Below are 17,327 nucleotides of genomic sequence, written 5' to 3'. Positions count from 1 at the left end.
GCGAGCACTGCAGCTATAAGCACTCGCGCAAGGCGCTACGCATGTTTCCCAACGACGGACCGCATGTGCTGCAGGGCCCGGGCGAAAACGCTGGCGTCATCAGCGTGGGCGATGGCTGGGCCGTCGCCTTCAAGATGGAGTCGCACAACCACCCCAGCGCCATCGAGCCGTACCAAGGCGCGGCGACCGGTGTGGGCGGCATCATCCGCGACATCTTCACGATGGGCGCTCGCCCCATCGCCTCGTTGAACTCCCTGCGCTTCGGCACGCTCGACAAGCCGCGCCAGCGCTACCTGTTCGAGGGCTCGGTGGCGGGTATCGGCGGGTACGGCAACTGCCTTGGCGTCCCGACCGTCGGCGGCGAGGTCTACTTCGACGAAGCCTACGAGGGCAACTGCCTCATCAACGCGTTCTCACTCGGCCTCATGCGCGAGGAAAACCTCACGCGCGCCACAGCGAGCGGCCCGGGCAACGTGGTGCTGCTCATCGGCTCGACCACCGGCCGAGACGGCATCGGCGGTGCAAGCGTGCTCGCGAGCCAAGAGTTCGACGAGCGCGCCGAGGACAAGCGCCCGGCCGTGCAGGTGGGCGACCCGTTCGAGGAGAAGCTGCTGATCGAGGCGTGCCTCGAGCTGCTCGACGAGAAGCTGCTGGTGGGCCTCGGCGATTGCGGAGCTGCGGGACTGACGAGCTGCATCTCCGAGATGGCCGACCGCGCCGGCATGGGCGTGGACGTCGACGTCCAGAGGATTCCGGCGCGCGAAGAGGCCATGCTGCCGTTCGAGTTCATGGTGAGCGAGTCCCAAGAGCGCATGGTCGGCGTGGTCGAGCCCGAGAAGCTCGACGCCGCTCAGGCGATCTGCACCAAGTGGGGGCTGCGCTCGACGGTCATTGGCGCCGTCACCGATACGGGCCGCTTCATAGTCCGCGATGGGGAGAGCATCGTCGCCGACATGCCAGCCGCCACGCTCGCCAACGAGGCGCCTATCTACGACCCCGCCATGACCCGCCCGGCCTACCTGGACGAGGTTCAGGCCTTCGACCCGATGACGCTGGACCTGCCGAGCGACCCGACGCAGCTGGGCGAGGTACTGCTCGGCCTGCTCGCGAGCCCCAACATCTGCTCGCGCCGCTGGATCTGGGAGCAGTACGACCATCAGGTCATCCTCAACACCGTGGTGCTACCGGGCAGCGATGCAGCGGTACTGCGCATCGGAGATGCCGGTCGCGGTATCGCGATGAGCAGCGACTGCAACGGCCGCTACTGCTACCTCGACCCGTACGTCGGCGCGCAGATCGCGTTTGCCGAGGCCGCTCGCAACGTCAGCGCCTCCGGCGGCGATCCGGCGGCGATCACCGACTGTCTGAACTTCGGCAGCCCCGAGAAGCCCGAGGTGTTCTGGACCTTCTACGAGGCCATTCGCGGCCTGTCCGACGCCTGCAAGTTCTTCGGCGTGCCGGTCATCAGCGGCAACGTGAGCTTCTACAACGAGAGCTTCGGCTCGCCCATCTACCCGACGCCCACGGTTGGCCTCGTCGGCCTCCTCGACGACATCAACAAGCACGCAAAGGCCGCCTTCGTCGACGAGGGCGACGTGATCGTGCTCGTTGGCGAGTCGCTCGCCGAGCTCGGGGGCAGCGAGTACCTGAAGGTCGAGCACGGTCTGGTGTCCGGCCGCCCGCCTGGGCTCGATGTCGAGCTCGAGCGCGCCGTGCAGGCAGCCGGGCGCGACGCCATCCGTGCCGACCTCGTGAAGAGCGCGCACGACTGCTCGGAGGGCGGCATCGCGGTCACGCTTGCCGAGAGCTGCATGGCCGGCGGCATCGGCGCCGACGTCCACCTCGAAGACGACCTGCAGCCGGCGGCATCGCTGTTCGGCGAGACGCAGAGCCGCATCGTGATCACGGTGGTCGAGGACAACGCCGAGGAGCTCCTCGACTCGCTGCTCGACCACGGCGTCCCGTACTCGGTACTGGGCACGGTGGGTGGGGATCGACTCACGATCGAGAGCAAGCTCGACCTTTCCGTCGACGAGCTGCGCGACGCCTTCGAGCCGGCGCTGGCGGCACTCGTCGCGGGCGCGGTGTCGAGTGACGAGCTGCACGAGGGCTAGCAGCCAGCCGCGCGAACTCATTCCGGTAGCTCTAAGCTGACTTTTGGAGTCAAGGCAGACCTTTGGCAGGCCGATACAACCCCTGTGGCACGAACTCAGGGGGGTTTCATGTCGTCGATACGGCGCAGGCTCGGAATCTCGGTCTCGGATCAGGTAGCACTGCTAGCGCTCGGCGGCATCGTCACGTCGATAGGCGTCTGGCTCCTTCTGGCCTACAGCGACAGCGTCATCGCCGGCACGCCGTACTTCGTGAACCTGTTTGCACCCGACGAGGCGCACCTAGTCGTGCGTTTGACCGCCATCGTCGTTGTGCTCATCGCAACGTTGATCATCCAGATGGGATTCACTCGCGGCCTTCGCACCGAGCAGCGCCTCGCGCACGAGCAGGCGCGTGTCGTGCAGATGTACGAGCGCAGCCCGGAAGCGATCGTCAGCGTCGATCCGAGCTTCCGAGTGACCTACTCCAACCCGCAGGTCATCGAGACGTTCACCGGCTCCACCACTGACATGGTCGGAACCGTGTGCCATGAGAGCCTGTTCAACTGCCCAGTGCCGTGCGACGGCTGTCCCGCCGAGCAGGTCTTTCAGACCGGCGAAGTCGCCGAGCGCACAGTTGTCGACACCGTCGACGGTCAGCGCCGCTTCCTCGAGCAAGTCTTCTACCCCGTGCTGGACTGCGACGACAAGGTCGATTCGGTCGTCGAGTCGACCCGAGACGTCACCACGGTTCGGATGGCGCAAGAGGCGCTGCGGCGAAGCCATGAGGAGCTCGAGGAGCTCGTCGAAGTGCGCACCGCCGACCTCACGCAGACCAACGACGCTCTTGAGGCAGAGATCATCGAGCGCCAGCGCACCGCCGACGCTCTCTCCGAGTCCGAGAACCGCTATCGCGAACTCGTCGAGTCTTCGCCGGACATGGTGCTCGTGCATCGTGGAGGTCGCATCGCCTTCCTGAACACTCCCGGCGCCAAGCTCATGGGTTTCGCGAAGCCGGCCGAGGCGCTCGGTCTACCCGTTGCCATCCTCATCGAGCCGAACAGCTCGGGCTACACGCCCGAGGAGCTGCTCGGCGCGGTGGAATCCGGTGTGCTCGGCAAGCCGATTCACGTCAAGTTGCGTCGTGCGAACGGGGAGTTGATCGACGTCGAGCTGTCGGTCAGCCCGATGACGTTCGAGGGGGAGCATGCCGTGCAGTGCATCGTGCGCGACATCTCCGATCGCGTTCGCGCGCAGGAGACGATTCAGCGCATGGCGTACTACGATCCGCTCACCGACCTGCCCAACCGCGCCCTCCTGCGCGATCGCCTCGCAACCGCGCTTGCGCAGGCCCGTCGCCGCAACGAGATCGTGGCCGTGGTATTCGTCGACTTGGATGACTTCAAGGCGATCAACGACACGCTGGGACACGGTGTAGGCGACGGCGTGCTCAAGGCGGTCAGCCACCAGATACGAGGCGTGATGCGCGAAGAGGACACCGTTGCGCGCCAAGGCGGCGATGAGTTCACGATCATTGCTCGAGTCGCCTCCCGAGAAGACGCCGCCACGCTCGCCGACCGCATCTTGGAGTCCATCAGCGATTCGATCGAGGTTGAAGGTCACCAGCTCAGGGTCAGCGCGAGCATAGGCATCTCGACGTTCCCGCACGACGGCGAGCGCGACGTCGACCTGATCCGCAACGCCGACGCCGCAATGTATCGGGCCAAGGAGTGGGGTCACAACGTCTATCGCCTATACGAGCCGGAGATGAGCGAGTCTGCGGCCGGCCGCCTCGAGCTCGAGGCCGCCATGCGCCAAGCGCTCGAGCGCGACGAGTTCGAGCTTTACTACCAGCCGCAGGTCGATGTGCGCGATGGTAGCTTCGTCGGTGTCGAGGCGCTCCTTCGCTGGAATCACCCGACTCGCGGGTTGCTAACCCCCAGCGATTTCATCGAGCTCGCTGAGCAGGCCGGTTTCATGGGCGAGATCGGGCACTGGGTGTTGAAGTGCGCGTGCGAGCAGGCCCAAATCTGGCAGGCAGAGGGTCTCGACTTCGGCCGGGTCGCAGTCAACCTCTCAGCGCGCGAGTTTGTGCAGCGCAACATCGTCGAGAACGTCGCGCGGGCACTTGAGAGCACGGGTCTGGATGCCCGTATGCTCGAGCTGGAGATCACCGAGACCGTCGCGATGTACAACGTCGAGCAGATACTTGCCATCCTGAATCTGCTGCGCAACATGGGCGTTCGCGTGGCCATCGACGACTTCGGTACGGGTTACTCGTCGATGAGCTACCTGCAGCGGTTCCCCGTGCAGACGCTCAAGATCGCGCAGGACTTCATGCGCGACGTCGACGTCGATGCTCAGAGCGCCGCGATCGCCACGATGCTTATCGAACTGTGCCACGAGCTGGATCTCGACATCGTTGCCGAGGGCGTGGAGACGCAAAGCCAGCTCGACTTCCTGCGCGCGCGTAACTGCTACGTCATTCAGGGCTACCTTTTCAGTCGGCCGGTCTCCTCGGGCGAGCTGGGCGACATCCTGCGCAACGGCGCCGACGCTCAGTGGGGCGCCGCAGCGCTGCCGCGTCAGTCCGGGGCGTCGAGTAACCGAGGGGCCAGCTCGTAACGGCGCGAATCGTGCTAGACTACCCGCGTTCGCGACCCTCGGATTGCTTGTGAGGCGCCCGCCGCATGATTCCCGATCTCTCCGACGCTGCACTCTTCGACGACCGTCCCGACCACCCCGAAGAAGCTTGCGGCGTCTTTGCCGTTTACGCTCCGGGAGAGGACGTTGCGCGACTGACCTACTTTGGTCTGCACGCGCTCCAGCACCGCGGCCAGGAGTCGGCGGGCATCGCAGTAGGCGACGGCGACACGGTCACCGTTACCAAGAACCTCGGTCTGGTGTCGCGCGTCTTTAAGGAGAGCGACCTTGACTCGCTGACAGGCGATGTCGCCATCGGCCATACTCGCTACTCCACCACCGGATCGTCCACGAGCTGGGAGAACGCACAGCCGCATCTCTCGGCGATCGGACATCAGGTCATCGCGCTTGCCCACAACGGCAACCTCGTCAACACGACGGTGCTGCGCGACGCACTCAAAGTGCAGGGCATCCGCTTCCGCTCGACCACGGACTCCGAGGTCATGACCACGCTGGTGGGCTACTTCACGCAGAAGACCAGCCACATCCGCGAGGGTATTCGCGAGACGATGAAGCTCATCAAGGGCGCCTACGCGGTAGTTCTCACCACCGAAAATGCCGTCTACGCCTTCCGCGACCCTCATGGAGTGCGCCCGCTGGTCCTCGGCAAGCTCGACGATCGCGGATGGGTCGTCGCCTCCGAGACATGCGCCCTGGACATCGTTGGCGCCGAGTTCGTGCGCGACGTCGCGCCCGGCGAGATGCTCAAGATCAGCGATGCCGGTGTCGAAGCCGAGCAGGCCGTGCCCGCCGAGAAGCCATCGCTGTGCATGTTCGAGTTCGTCTACTTCGCCCGCCCCGACTCCGAGATGGCCGACTGTAGCCTCTACGAAGCGCGCCGCAACATGGGTGCCGCGCTCGCGCTTGAAGCGCCGGTCGAGGCCGACATGGTCATGGGCGTGCCGGACTCGGGCATCCCGGCCGCCGTCGGCTTCGCGCAGGCCAGCGGCGTGCCGTACGGCGAAGGCCTGGCCAAGAACCGCTATGTGGGCCGCACCTTCATCTCGCCGAGCCAGACGATTCGCCAGCAGGGAATCAAGCTCAAGCTCAACCCGCTCAAGCACGCGATCAAGGGCAAGCGGCTGATCGTGGTCGACGACTCGATTGTGCGCGGCAACACCACCAAGAAGCTCGTGGCGCTCCTGCGCGAGACCGGCGCCGCTGAGGTCCACATGCGTATCACCTCGCCGCCGGTCCAATGGCCGTGCTTCTACGGCATCGACACTGACACCCAAGAGCAGCTCATCGGCGCAACCAAGTCGATCGAGGAGATTCGCGAGCATATCGGCGCCGACTCGCTTGCCTACCTTTCGCTGCCCGCGATGGTTGCCGCGACGGGGGCGCCAGCCGAGAGCTTCTGCCTTGCGTGCTTTGACGGCGAGTACCCCATCGAGATCCCCGAGGCTGTCAAGGCTGGCAAGCTCGCGCTAGAGAGCTGCGGCTAACATGTCGGACGAAGACTCAGCGCGGCCGCTGCAAGCGGACGCGCCCAGCGACGTTTCTGCGCCAGACGCCACGCCCGCTAGCCCGGCGGACCTCTGTGCCGCCGAGGACGTCAGCCGTTCGGGCGACCCAGCCGATGCCGCCAACCCAGCCGATGCCGAGCCCGCCAAGCCCTCGCGCGACTGGTTCTTCGTCGTGCTCGTTGTGCTGGCGATTCTCAAGGCCGCGATGAGCCGTGCGCTGGGTCTCGGCGCGGCTAGCCTCCCTATGGCGGTCGTGCTCGAGAGCGCGGCAGTGCTCGCGGTCTTGGGAGTGGTCGACGTGATCTGGCATCGTCGCAGCTACACGCTCGACCTGATCGCCTACTCGGTGCTGTCCGTCGTGATGCTCGCCAACGTGATCTACGCGTCCTACATGGGACAGATCTTCAGCCCTGCGCTGCTCAGTGTCGTGGGCCAAGCCACCGACGTGAGCGCAAGCATCGAGTCGCTGCTCAAGCCCATCTACCTGCTTTATCTCCTCGACATCCCGGTTCTCGTTGGCTGGGCGCTCACGGTGCGAGTCAGCAACCAGACGCCGCCGCGCAAGCGTAGTTGGCTGGTGCTCGCCACGACGGTTCTGGCAGTGATCGTGGTAAGCGTCCAGATCGGCTTCGTCTTGGGGCTCTCGGCAGATGTCGACAGCGCCGCCGTCGCCAGGGCGCGCGGGTTCGGCGTCTACCAGATCGGCAGTCTCGTGCGGCTCGCAATGCCAGACCCCGCAGCAGCGACCGTCACAGCCATCGAGCATCCGAAGAACGTTTCGCCCGGCCGCGCGCTACAAGAGCAGATCGATGCGATACGCCACGGCGACATCGGTGCGCGGATCGGGGACATCAAGACGGGGCAGTACAAGGGCAAGAACGTCATCGTGATTCAGGTCGAGGCGCTTCAAGACCTCGTGATCAACAGCAGCTACCACGGCAAGATGATCTCGCCCAACCTCAACAAGCTGGTCACGCAGAGCTGGTACTTCCCCAACACGTTCTCCGAGACGTCGGCGGGTAACACCGTCGATGCTGAGTTCACTGCCGATACAGGGCTCTTGGCGCCGGTCAACGGCGCGGCGTCCGTCGAGTACTCGAACCGGGTGCTGCCCGGTCTGCCGAGGCTGCTACGCGCGTACGGCTACGACGCCATCACCTTCCATCAGAACGACGTCCGGTTCTGGAACCGCATCGAGCTGTACCCGGCGCTGGGCTTTCGGCGCTACTGGGACCGCAGCTACTTCATGAACCGCGACAAGATGTGGCATGCCTCGGACCAGATCCTCTTCAGCATGGGCATGAACATCCTCAAGTCCGAGGAGGCCAGCTCTGTACCGTTCTACGCGCACATCGTCACCGAGTCCTCGCACACGCCGTTCATTGCCATCCCCATGGATCGTCGCCCTCTGCGGCTCTCGGCAAGTGACGAGAAGACACTCTCCGGCAAGTACATCGGCTCGATCAGCTACACCGACATGGCGATGGGTGAGTTCTTCGCAGCGCTGAAGAAGAGCGGAATGTGGGACGACTCGATCGTGGTCATCTACGGCGATCACTCGGCGATCCTGGACGGCGGCGTGAACAAGGGGGACTCGGCGATCGCCGATCAGATTCTGGGTCGTCCGTACTCCGCCATCGACCACCAGCGCATCCCGCTCATCATCCATCTGCCGGGTCAGACCGAGGGCCACACGTCGACCAAGCCCGACGGGCAGGTCGACATCATGCCTACGATCGCTGACCTGGTGGGCATGGACACCTCCGACACGCCGCACGTTGGTCGAAGCGTGTTTGTCGACGCGCCCTCGTTCATCCCGACGCGCGCCTACCTGCCTGCGGGATCGTTCATCAACGACAGCGTGCTCTTCATGCCGGGCCTGTCCTTCGAAGACGGCTCAGCAGTCAGCGTCGCCACCGCGCAGAAGGTTGCGCCTACCGAGACCGAGCAGCGGGGCCTTGAGCTTGCCCAGCGCCTCTCGTTGCTTTCCGATGCGTGGGTCAAGAGCCTTCCGATCCGCCCCGACGCACATGGCACGGCTAACGCTGTGCTGCCGTAGCGCAGCGGTGTTGCGAGGCGGCTATACTTGTTGCCGCTTGTTACTTCGAGAGCAAGGAACCCGGGCCTAGATGACGGACGACATGGGAAGCCACGAGCCGGCGTCCCTCACTCCACCTCCCGAGGACTCCACTGTGACGCGCGTTAGAGCGCGTGCTGAGAGATCGCCAGGGGGACAGACGAGTTCGCGGCCGGTGGCCGGTAAGCCGCCGGTCTTCTTTGTGGTGCTCGTCGTCCTGATGGTCGTCAAGACGTGGCTGATGCGCGGTTTTGCTCTCGATGCTTGGAACCCGATCGGCGTCGTGTTCGAGGTCGCGTTCGTCATCCTCGTGATGGGGCTAGTCGACGTGATTCCGCCTCGGCGCTGGTACTGGCTCGATTTGGTTGTCTACTCGTTACTCAGCGTTCTGCTCTTTGCGATGACGGTGTACGTGCACTTCTATGCGACGCTCTTCGACCCGCACATGATGGCCATGGCTGGTCAGCTCGGTTCGGTCAGCGATGCGATCGGCCAGCTGATCAAACCCGTCTACGCGCTGTTCTTTGTCGACATCCCGATTCTCGCCGTCTGGGTCTTCTTCCTCCAACGCCGAGCCAAGCGCCAGCGCCAACTCCTCGCCGAGCTCGCCGACACGCCGCAGTACCGCAGCCGTCGCCGCACCGTCGCGCAGCCCACGCGTCGCAGCCTGGCCACGATCATCGTGACCGCCGTCGCGACCGTCGTGCTGGCCGGTCAGCTGGGCTCGGCGCTGGCCGTCCCGAGCTACGTAGACGGTGTCGCAATCGCCAAGGCTCGAGGTCTGAGCGTGGCGCAGGCTGTCGTCTTCATCCCGCGCGCCGCGGACACCGCCGACGACAGCGAGTCAAACGATGTCGTGGCACCTGGCGAGCGCGCATCCGCTGCGGCCACGACGAGCGCGACCTCCACGGTCGCCACGGTAACGTTGACTCCGGGCGGAAAGGCCGAGGCGCGCATCGAGCGCATTCGCGGTTCGCTGGAGGGCTCGCGCATTGCGACGTTCTCACCTGGCGCGTACAAGGGCAAGAACGTGATCATCGTGCAGGTCGAAGCGCTGAACACGATGGTGATGCAGAACAAGATCGACGGCCAGGAGATCACGCCGAACCTCGACAAGCTGATCGGGCAGAGCTGGTACTTCCCCAACACCTACTCCGAGACGGGCCTGGGCAACACGGCCGACGCCGAGTTCATCGTGAACAGCTCGCTCTACGCGCCGCGCAGTCAGGCTGCGGCGGTCGCCTACCCGCAGTACAAGGTGCCAGCGCTTCCGCGTCTGATCGGCGCTTTGGGGTACGACACGTTCACGTTGCACCCCAACAAGGTGGGCTATTGGAACCGCAAGGAGCTCTACGCCTCGCTCGGTTTCAGTCACTACTACGATGCCGCCTTCTTCCACTACACCGACATCATGGGCATGGGCCCCTCCGACGAGGTGCTGTTCCGCAAGGGCATTGACGTGCTCAAGGCAGATGATGCCAGCGGGACGCCCTTCTACTCGCAGTTCATCACGCTCTCCGCGCACACCCCGTTCGACTTCGTCCCGCAGTCGCGCAGGCCGGTCAGGACGCCGTCCGAGTACAAGGGGTCGCTGCTCGGCGACTACATCTCGGCCGAGAGCTACAGCGACTACGCGATCGGGAAGTTCATCAAGTCGCTGAAGAAGGCCAAGATCTGGGACAAGTCGATCGTCATCTTCTACGGCGACCACACATCGATGCTGGACAACACGCTCAGCGGCACCGATGCCGATGCTGCACAGGCGCTGCTCGGCAGGGCCTACGGTCCGGCGGACCGCCAGCGCATTCCGCTCATCATCCATCTGCCGGGGCAGACAACGCCCCAGCTGGTACAGACGACAACGGGACAGGTCGACATCATGCCCACGGTCGCGGACCTACTGGGTATCGACCTGACGCAAGTGCCGCACATGGGGCGCAGCGTCTTCGTGCAGTCAAACGGGCTCTATCCGCTCAATGCCTATCTGCCGGGCGGCTCGTTCGTCAACGACAGGGTATTGTTCATGCCGGGAATCGGCTTTGACGATGGTACGGCGGTCAACATGACCGATAGCTCCAAGGCCAAGAAGTCCAAGGTCGAGGAGACGGACTACGAGCGTATGCTTGAGTTGACCAGGCTGTCGGACAAGTGGGTCCGGAGCCTGCCGATCAGGAAGAATGCCGGCAAGTTGGGCGATGCGTGGATTCCGAACGAGGATGCTCGAAAAGCGGGGGCTTCGCTCGGCGCGCTGCAATCGAACTAGGGGGACCTGTGACGGACGACGACACGACTCGCCAGCCCATCACCTACCGCGACGCGGGCGTGGATACCGCTGAGGGCGCTCGCGCCATCGATGCGATCCGCGACTCCGTTCGCTCGACGTACCGACGCGAGGTGATCGGCGACATCGGCGGGTTCGGCGGACTGTTCTCTATCGCGGCCGCTAAGGACATGGCCAACCCGGTGCTCGTGAGCGGCACGGACGGGGTAGGCACTAAGCTGCTTCTCGCGCAGTTGCTCGACGACCACAGCACGATCGGCATCGATCTGGTGGCGATGTGCGTCAACGACATCCTGGTCTCAGGCGCCGAGCCGCTCTTCTTCCTCGACTACGTCGCCGTGGGCAAGCTGGAGTCGGCACGCATGGCCTCCATTGTCGCCGGCATCGCCGAGGGATGCCGCCAGGCAGGCTGCTCGCTGGTGGGCGGCGAGATGGCCGAGCACCGCGGCGTCATTTCCGACGACGACTACGACCTGTCCGGCTTCTGCGTCGGTATTGTTGACCGCGCCGAGATGCCCGACAGCAGCTCAGTGGTGCCCGGTGACGTCATTCTGGGCATCGCATCGAGCGGACTGCACTCCAACGGCTTCTCACTCGTACGCCGCGTCCTCGTCGACGGCCACGAAGACTCGCTGACCTTGCCGCGTGTCGACTTGGGTGGCAAGTCACTTGGCGAGACGCTGCTCACTCCAACGCGCATCTACGTCAGCTCGATCCTGCGCGTTCTGCGCGCGGGGGTGCACGTCAAGGCGATGTCGCACATCACTGGAGGCGGCATCACCGAGAACCTCGATCGCGCGCTGCCGTCCAGCGTCGATGCGGCATTGGTTCCGGCATCATGGCGAGTGCCGCGCACCGTCGAGCTCGCGGTCGAGGCCGCGGGGCTGCCGGCAGATGAGGCACTCAAGACCTTCAACATGGGAATCGGCTTCGCGCTGATCTTGGACGCCGCCGAGGCGCCCAAGGCGGCAGCGCTGCTGCGCGAGGCGGGGGAGACAGTCTACGAGATCGGCGAGATTGTGGCCGGTGAGGGGAGGGTGGTCTACCGATGATCCGCAACAGGATTCTGCTCGGCGTACTCATCTCTGGCTCTGGGACCAACCTGCAGGCGATCATCGACGCGTGCAACGACCAGAGCCTCAACGCCGAGGTCGCCGTGGTCATCAGCGACCACGACGGCGCGCGCGGCCTTGTCCGCGCCAAGGAGCACGGCATCGACGGCATGTGGGTCGACCGCGGCGCCTACCAGTCGACCCGCGAGTACAACATCGCGCTGCGCAACATCCTGCGCGACCACCTGTGCGACTACGTCGTGATGGCTGGGTACATGCGCCTGCTGGGCAAGGAAGTGCTCGACTTCTTTCCCAACCGCGTCGTCAACCTGCATCCCGCGCTTCTGCCGAGCTTCCCCGGTGCCAACGGAATCAAGGACGCATTCAACTACGGCGTGAAGGTGACCGGCGTGACCGTCCACTTCGCCAACGAAAACTTCGACGAGGGCCCCATCATCATGCAGGAGCCCATCGCCATCGCCGAGGAAGACACCGTGGTCACGCTCGAAGCCAAGATTCACGAAGTCGAGCATCGAGTCCTACCGCAAGCACTCGGGCTGATCGCCGACGGCCGGCTCGAAATCGTTGGCCGCAAGGTGAAGATCTCGCCACAGGCGTGAGCGCTCCCGAAGTCGCACTGAAGGAGACCTGCCGGGCCGTAGGCGGCCGAGTACCGCTTTGGCCGTGGCATCGCGCGCGGCTTGCTGGCGGTGGCGTGGCTCCGGCTGCGCTCGCGCTCGCCGATGAGCGCATCGCAGAAGCGGCGGCACGCTGGGCCGATGCGCCCACACGGCGCGCGCGCCTCACGCTCACGGTCGCGCCAGATGGCGCCGTGACCGTCCACACGGCGCAGCGGCTTAGCTCGCTCGACGTCCCCAACGGTTTGCTAGTCGCGCGCGTCGACGCGGCCGGCTGGCCGCCGATACCAGCGCTGGCCGCCAAGCCCGCCGACCGCTCCTGGTGGGACGAAGCCCACCGCCGAGCCAGGTCGCTCGGAGCACACCAGGCGATTCTTGTCGCGCCCGACGGCTGGGTCATCGACGGCTCGACCTCCGCGCTCTGGATCGTCGAGCACGGCGTCGCGTACACACCGCCCGCGCCGCCTGCAATCCCCAGCGTTTCCGTGGCGTTCGTGCGCGCGCATGCCCGTGCGGTCGAGTTCGATGTCCGCGTCGAGCCAATGACCTGGGAGCGCTTCGAGGCTGCCGACGAGGCATTTCTCACGAACGCTTTCGGTGGCGCCGCTCCGGTGAGCGGACGAGGCGGCGAGATGTTCGCGAGCGTCGCACAACTCTTCGGCGACGTGTGGGCGGGCTAGTGCTTCCCCGCGTTTCGCCGCCCCGCTACATCGGGTAGCCTGACCTCAAGTCAGCCTAGCGGCAAGGAGCCTCGCCATGCGACTCACCGGCCTTTCCGGCAACGAGATCTACTGCCTCAAGCTGCTCGCCATGGAACCCGGCAACCTGGTCATCGGCAACAGCGTCTTCTCGATGGGACTGCTCGGCGGATTGCGGGCGGGGTTCTCGGGTATGGTGGGCGGCGAGGTCGCCGACTTCACGTCGATGATCGCTGAGGGCCGTGCGATGTCGCTGAAGCGCCTGCAGGGTGAGATCGCCGGACATGGCGGCAACGGTGCGACCGGCGTCACGAGTGAGCTGGTCTTTCACCCCGGCAACATCGAGTTCCTCTCGATCGGCTCGACGGTGCACGTCGAGCAGGAGGGTGTGAGCTTCACGTCGTCCTCCGACGGCCAGGAGCTCTACTGCCAGATGGACTGCGGCTACATGCCGTTGCAGTTCGTCTTCGGCAATGTGGCGTACTCGATCGGCGTCGGCAACGCGATCATGGGTGGCCTGAAAACGCTCGGGCGTGGGGAGATCGCCGAGTACACCGACATCTTCTATCAGACGCGGCACCACGCGCTGTCGCGCATCATCGCCGAGGCGCAGACCGTTGGCGCCAACGCCGTCGTGGGCATCCGGACGACAATCCTGCCGTTCGGAAGCGCCAGCGTCCAAGAGATGCTGATGTTGGGCACCGCCTCGCACTCCGAGGTCTGCCGAGACGCCCATTCGAGCGGGCAGGTTACGCTCCCTGAGGTGGTCACGAGCGACATGACCTGCGAGGAGATGTGGAACATGGCCGCGGCCGGCTACGTGCCGATGAAGCTCGTCATTGGCACGAGCGTGTACTCGCTGGGCCTGTCCGGTGGCATCACCGCATGGGCCAAGAACTTCGTGAAAGGCGAGATTCCCGAGCTCACGTCGCTCATCTACGAGGCCCGCGAACGCTCGCTGGCGCGCATGGCCGCCGAGGCGCAGGGGTTGGACGCCGACGACATCGTGGGCATCAAGACGTACGTGTACTCGCTGGGCAGCGGCCTGATTGAGTTTCTCGCGATCGGCACCGCCGTCAAGCTGGTGGGCGACGCCGCCAAGCCGCGCAGCCCGCAGCTCCCGCCTCAGGCGATCGTTCGCGACAAGGACACCTTCATCAACACCGCCGAGCAAAGCTTCGGAGTCGACCTCAACGCGGGGAGCTAGCCGCAACCGCCTGCCCGCCTCGGCTGTTGCGTGCCCGTTGCGCGAGACGCGGCTGACCGGCGGGTCGATTCCGCTACAATAGCCGCGTCCCCGCCTTTGCGATCCCGGAGGTTCTCGGCATGTCTGATCCCGTCATCAAGCGCGCGCTCGTTTCAGTCACCGACAAGACCGGCGTGGTCGAGTTTTGCCGCGCACTCTCCGAGGAGTTCGGCGTCGAGATCGTCTCGACCGGCGGGACTGCCAAAGCGCTGGCCGACGCCGGTGTCGCCGTGCGGCCGATCGACGACCTGACCGGCTTTCCAGAGATGATGGACGGCCGCGTCAAAACGCTGCACCCACGCGTACACGGCGGCCTTCTTGCTCGCCGAGACGTCCCGGCGCACATGGCCGCCGCCGAGGAGCACGGCATCGGCATGATCGACCTGGTGTGCGTCAACCTCTACGCGTTCGAGGCCACGGTGGCCAAGGACGGCGTGACTGAGGCCGAGGCTATCGAGAACATCGACATCGGCGGCCCAAGTATGCTGCGCAGCGCCGCGAAGAACTTCGCAAGCGTCACGGTGGTCACGAGTCCGGCCGACTACGATGCGGTCCTCGCGGTCATGCGCGACGCTGGCGGCCGCACCACGCTGGAGATGCGCCGCGATTTGGCCAGCGAGGTCTTCCACACCACGAGCCACTACGACAACCAGATCTGGCAGTACCTGAGCGGCTACTCGGCGACGAAGTTCCCCGAGGAGGTCCGCTTCAGCCTGCTCAAAGCCCAAGACCTGCGCTACGGCGAGAATCCGGCGCAGGCCGCGGCTTTCTACCGCTTCTCCGACGCCAAGGAGCACACGCTGGCAAATGCCGAGCAGCTCCAGGGCAAGGAGCTCAGCTACAACAACATCCTTGACACCGACGCGTGCTGGACCGCCGCGCGCGAGTTCGCCGAGCCGTGCTGCGTCATCGTCAAGCACACCAACCCGTGCGGCACGTGCGTCGACGCCGACATCACCACCGCATATCGCCGCGCGCAGGCCGCCGACCCGGTCAGCGCCTACGGCGGCGTGATGGCGTTCAACCGCATCGTGCCGGCCTCGGTGATCGAGGCCATCAGCGAGAACAAGCAGTTCGTAGAGGTCATCGTCGCGCCCGACTTCGAGCCGGCCGCCCTCGAGCTGCTCTCGGCCAAGCCCAACCTGCGCGTGCTGCGCACAGGCGGCGCGCGCCCGACGGGAGGCCACTACGATAGCCGCTCTGTAGAGGGCGGCATGCTCATCCAAGAGAGCGACAGCGTCAAGGAAGACCCTTCGACGTTCACGGTCCCAACCAAGCGCCAGCCGTCGCCCGAGGAGCTCGAGCAGCTGCTCTTCGCGTGGAAGGTCGCAAAGACGGTCAAGAGCAACGCCATCTTGCTCGCGAAGGACTTCGTGAGCGTGGGCGTGGGCGCCGGGCAGATGAATCGCGTGAACTCGGCAGCTATCGCCGTCGAGCAGGCCGGCGAGTTGGCGCGCGGAGCGGTGGCCGCCAGCGACGCGTTCTTGCCGTTCCCCGACACCCTCGAAGTCGTCGCGGCGGCTGGCGTGACCGCGCTCATCCAGCCCGGTGGCTCGATCCGCGACGAAGAGTGCATCGCGAAAGCCGACGAGCTGGGCGTGGCGATGGTCTTCACCGGCCACCGCCACTTCCGTCACTAGGAGCGCCCCATGGCAACCGATTTCGACTGGGCGGGCTTCCGCTCGCTGACAAAGCGACTCGAAGAACTCGTGGGCGGCACGCGCGAAGACGCCGAGTACGCACAGGACGTGCGCCGTGCGCTTACGTTCATGTACACGGCGGGCGTGACGATGCCCTCCGCCGGCGATGTCTACGACGCGGCGGGAGGCGATGAGTTCTGGAACGACACTGTCGACCTCGAAGGCGAACTTGCCGAGGAACGCGCGGTCGAACAGGCCATTTCGGCGCTCTCGCATCGCCTGGCAGCCTCGGTCATGGCAGCGCAAGACGACGACGAGATCGATACCGAGGAGCTCGCTGACTTGGCCGACACCGCCGCGCAGGGGCTGCACGACGCCTGCACAGGGGTCTCGGCGGGGTCGAGGTACTTCGACGAGAACCGCATGGACGAGGCCGCCTGGGAGTGGTCGTTCGGCTTCGACGAATGGGGCAGCAACGCTGTCGCCGCGATGCAGGCGCTGCACGAGTTGCTCTGGGGCGCCCGCTAGCCGTCTCGAGGTGCGACGCTAGCGCAGCTTGATGCCCAGCGGAGCCGGCGGCGCAGGCGGGCGCGGCGGGGGAGTGGGCGCTGGCGTCTCGGTGGCCGAGAAGGCGACTCCCTCGGCAGTCAGCCGTTCGTGGAGTCGCTCCACCAGCTCGCTTGCGATCGGCACCCTCGCCTGATAGCGCACGACCCGCAGCGTGACCGCGACGGTGACGCCATCGGCGCCAAAACCGCGGAAGCGCACCGTGGGCTCGACGTCCGAGATCGCGTCGGCGCACGAGGCGAGGACCTCGTTGGCGACCTCCAGGGCAATCCGCTTGACCACTTCCAAGTCGCTTCCGTACGCCACGTTGAAGGTGACGGTGAGCGCATGCTCCTCACTGTCGGCTGTGAAGTTGGTGATCTGAGCGCGCGCGATGACCGAGTTGGGGACGATGATGAGGTCGTTGCTCGGCGCCCGAAGCGTGGTGTTGCGCCACGTCACGTCGACCACCGTGCCCTCCTCGGCGGTCGAGAGCTTGATGTACTGCCCGGGCTGAATCTGGCGCGATGTTGTGATCTGCAGGCCGCTGAAGAAGTTCGCGAGCGTGTCCTGCAGGCCGAGCGATACGGCCAGGCCGACCACACCCAGCGACGCCACCAGCGGCCCGATTTGCACACCTAGGGCTCCGAGCATGAACGTGATGCCCACAGCCCAGATCAGCATGCGGGCGAGATTGACGAAGATCGACCCGTTTGGCGCCGCGACCGTGTCCTTGGACAGGTACGCGCGAATCATCCAGCCGACGAAACGCGCGACGAAGAGCGTCACGGAGAGCACCGCCAACGCCACTGTCAGCCGGTCGATCCACAGCAGCGGCCCCGAGTGTATGAAGTCGAACGGCCGGAAGACCGCGATGGCCAGCAGCACGG

General features: G+C 65.4%; 12 protein-coding genes. 11 read left to right on the top strand and 1 reads right to left on the bottom strand.

Going from position 1 to position 17,327, the window contains the following annotated elements; genetic code table 11:
- From purL to P4L93_07165, 11 genes are all read left to right on the top strand, one after another.
- Positions 1 to 2,114 (top strand): phosphoribosylformylglycinamidine synthase subunit PurL (purL, locus tag P4L93_07215; protein ID MDR3686726.1); only part of this gene is annotated, 2,114 nt, incomplete at its 5' end.
- A 108-nt stretch (positions 2,115 to 2,222) separates the two neighbouring features.
- Positions 2,223 to 4,715, top strand: coding sequence for an EAL domain-containing protein (locus P4L93_07210; protein MDR3686725.1), 2,493 nt, complete (start codon positions 2,223 to 2,225; stop codon positions 4,713 to 4,715).
- Between the two features lie 65 nt (positions 4,716 to 4,780).
- Entirely contained in the window at positions 4,781 to 6,238 is a 1,458-nt protein-coding gene (gene purF, locus P4L93_07205; GenBank protein ID MDR3686724.1) for an amidophosphoribosyltransferase, read from the top strand.
- A 1-nt stretch (position 6,239) separates the two neighbouring features.
- Positions 6,240 to 8,318 carry an LTA synthase family protein gene (locus tag P4L93_07200; GenBank protein MDR3686723.1) on the top strand — a complete coding sequence of 693 codons (2,079 nt, stop codon included), beginning with the start codon at positions 6,240 to 6,242 and terminating at the stop codon, positions 8,316 to 8,318.
- 193 nt (positions 8,319 to 8,511) lie between these two features.
- Positions 8,512 to 10,599, top strand: coding sequence for an LTA synthase family protein (locus P4L93_07195; protein MDR3686722.1), 2,088 nt, complete (start codon positions 8,512 to 8,514; stop codon positions 10,597 to 10,599).
- 8 nt (positions 10,600 to 10,607) lie between these two features.
- Complete coding sequence (purM, locus tag P4L93_07190; protein MDR3686721.1) at positions 10,608 to 11,669, top strand: phosphoribosylformylglycinamidine cyclo-ligase; 1,062 nt, start codon at positions 10,608 to 10,610, stop codon at positions 11,667 to 11,669.
- Entirely contained in the window at positions 11,666 to 12,289 is a 624-nt protein-coding gene (gene purN, locus P4L93_07185) for a phosphoribosylglycinamide formyltransferase (GenBank protein ID MDR3686720.1), read from the top strand. The genes purM and purN overlap by 4 nt, the downstream gene beginning before the upstream one ends.
- Positions 12,286 to 12,987: an aminotransferase class IV gene (locus P4L93_07180; protein MDR3686719.1), complete on the top strand. Its 702-nt coding sequence runs from the start codon at positions 12,286 to 12,288 to the stop codon at positions 12,985 to 12,987. The genes purN and P4L93_07180 overlap by 4 nt, the downstream gene beginning before the upstream one ends.
- Before the next feature lie 76 nt (positions 12,988 to 13,063).
- Positions 13,064 to 14,212, top strand: coding sequence for a heavy metal-binding domain-containing protein (locus tag P4L93_07175; protein ID MDR3686718.1), 1,149 nt, complete (start codon positions 13,064 to 13,066; stop codon positions 14,210 to 14,212).
- Positions 14,213 to 14,331: 119 nt separating this feature from the next.
- On the top strand, positions 14,332 to 15,891 hold the full coding sequence (gene purH, locus P4L93_07170) for a bifunctional phosphoribosylaminoimidazolecarboxamide formyltransferase/IMP cyclohydrolase (protein MDR3686717.1): 1,560 nt from the start codon (positions 14,332 to 14,334) through the stop codon (positions 15,889 to 15,891).
- Positions 15,892 to 15,900: 9 nt separating this feature from the next.
- Positions 15,901 to 16,419, top strand: a complete 519-nt coding sequence (locus P4L93_07165; protein MDR3686716.1) for a DUF5063 domain-containing protein — start codon at positions 15,901 to 15,903, stop codon at positions 16,417 to 16,419.
- Positions 16,420 to 16,437: 18 nt separating this feature from the next.
- On the opposite strand, the gene P4L93_07160 is transcribed toward P4L93_07165, so the two are convergent.
- Positions 16,438 to 17,327 (bottom strand): mechanosensitive ion channel family protein (locus tag P4L93_07160; protein ID MDR3686715.1); only part of this gene is annotated, 890 nt, incomplete at its 5' end.

The sequence above is a fragment of the Coriobacteriia bacterium genome (assembly GCA_031292615.1).
In the GTDB taxonomy this organism is placed as follows: domain Bacteria; phylum Actinomycetota; class Coriobacteriia; order Anaerosomatales; family JAAXUF01; genus JARLGT01.
Note: the sequence above shows the minus strand (reverse complement) of the source record. Positions and strands in the feature narration are given on the sequence as shown.

What these genes read in the sequence shown, in the direction of transcription:
- purF (MDR3686724.1), top strand. Translation starts at nt 4,781, where the DNA reads ATGATTCCCGATCTCTCCGACGCTGCACTCTTCGACGACCGTCCCGAC.
- purN (MDR3686720.1), top strand. Translation starts at nt 11,666, where the DNA reads ATGATCCGCAACAGGATTCTGCTCGGCGTACTCATCTCTGGCTCTGGG.
- P4L93_07175 (MDR3686718.1), top strand. Translation starts at nt 13,064, where the DNA reads ATGCGACTCACCGGCCTTTCCGGCAACGAGATCTACTGCCTCAAGCTG.
- purH (MDR3686717.1), top strand. Translation starts at nt 14,332, where the DNA reads ATGTCTGATCCCGTCATCAAGCGCGCGCTCGTTTCAGTCACCGACAAG.
- P4L93_07210 (MDR3686725.1), top strand. Translation starts at nt 2,223, where the DNA reads ATGTCGTCGATACGGCGCAGGCTCGGAATCTCGGTCTCGGATCAGGTA.
- P4L93_07200 (MDR3686723.1), top strand. Translation starts at nt 6,240, where the DNA reads ATGTCGGACGAAGACTCAGCGCGGCCGCTGCAAGCGGACGCGCCCAGC.
- P4L93_07165 (MDR3686716.1), top strand. Translation starts at nt 15,901, where the DNA reads ATGGCAACCGATTTCGACTGGGCGGGCTTCCGCTCGCTGACAAAGCGA.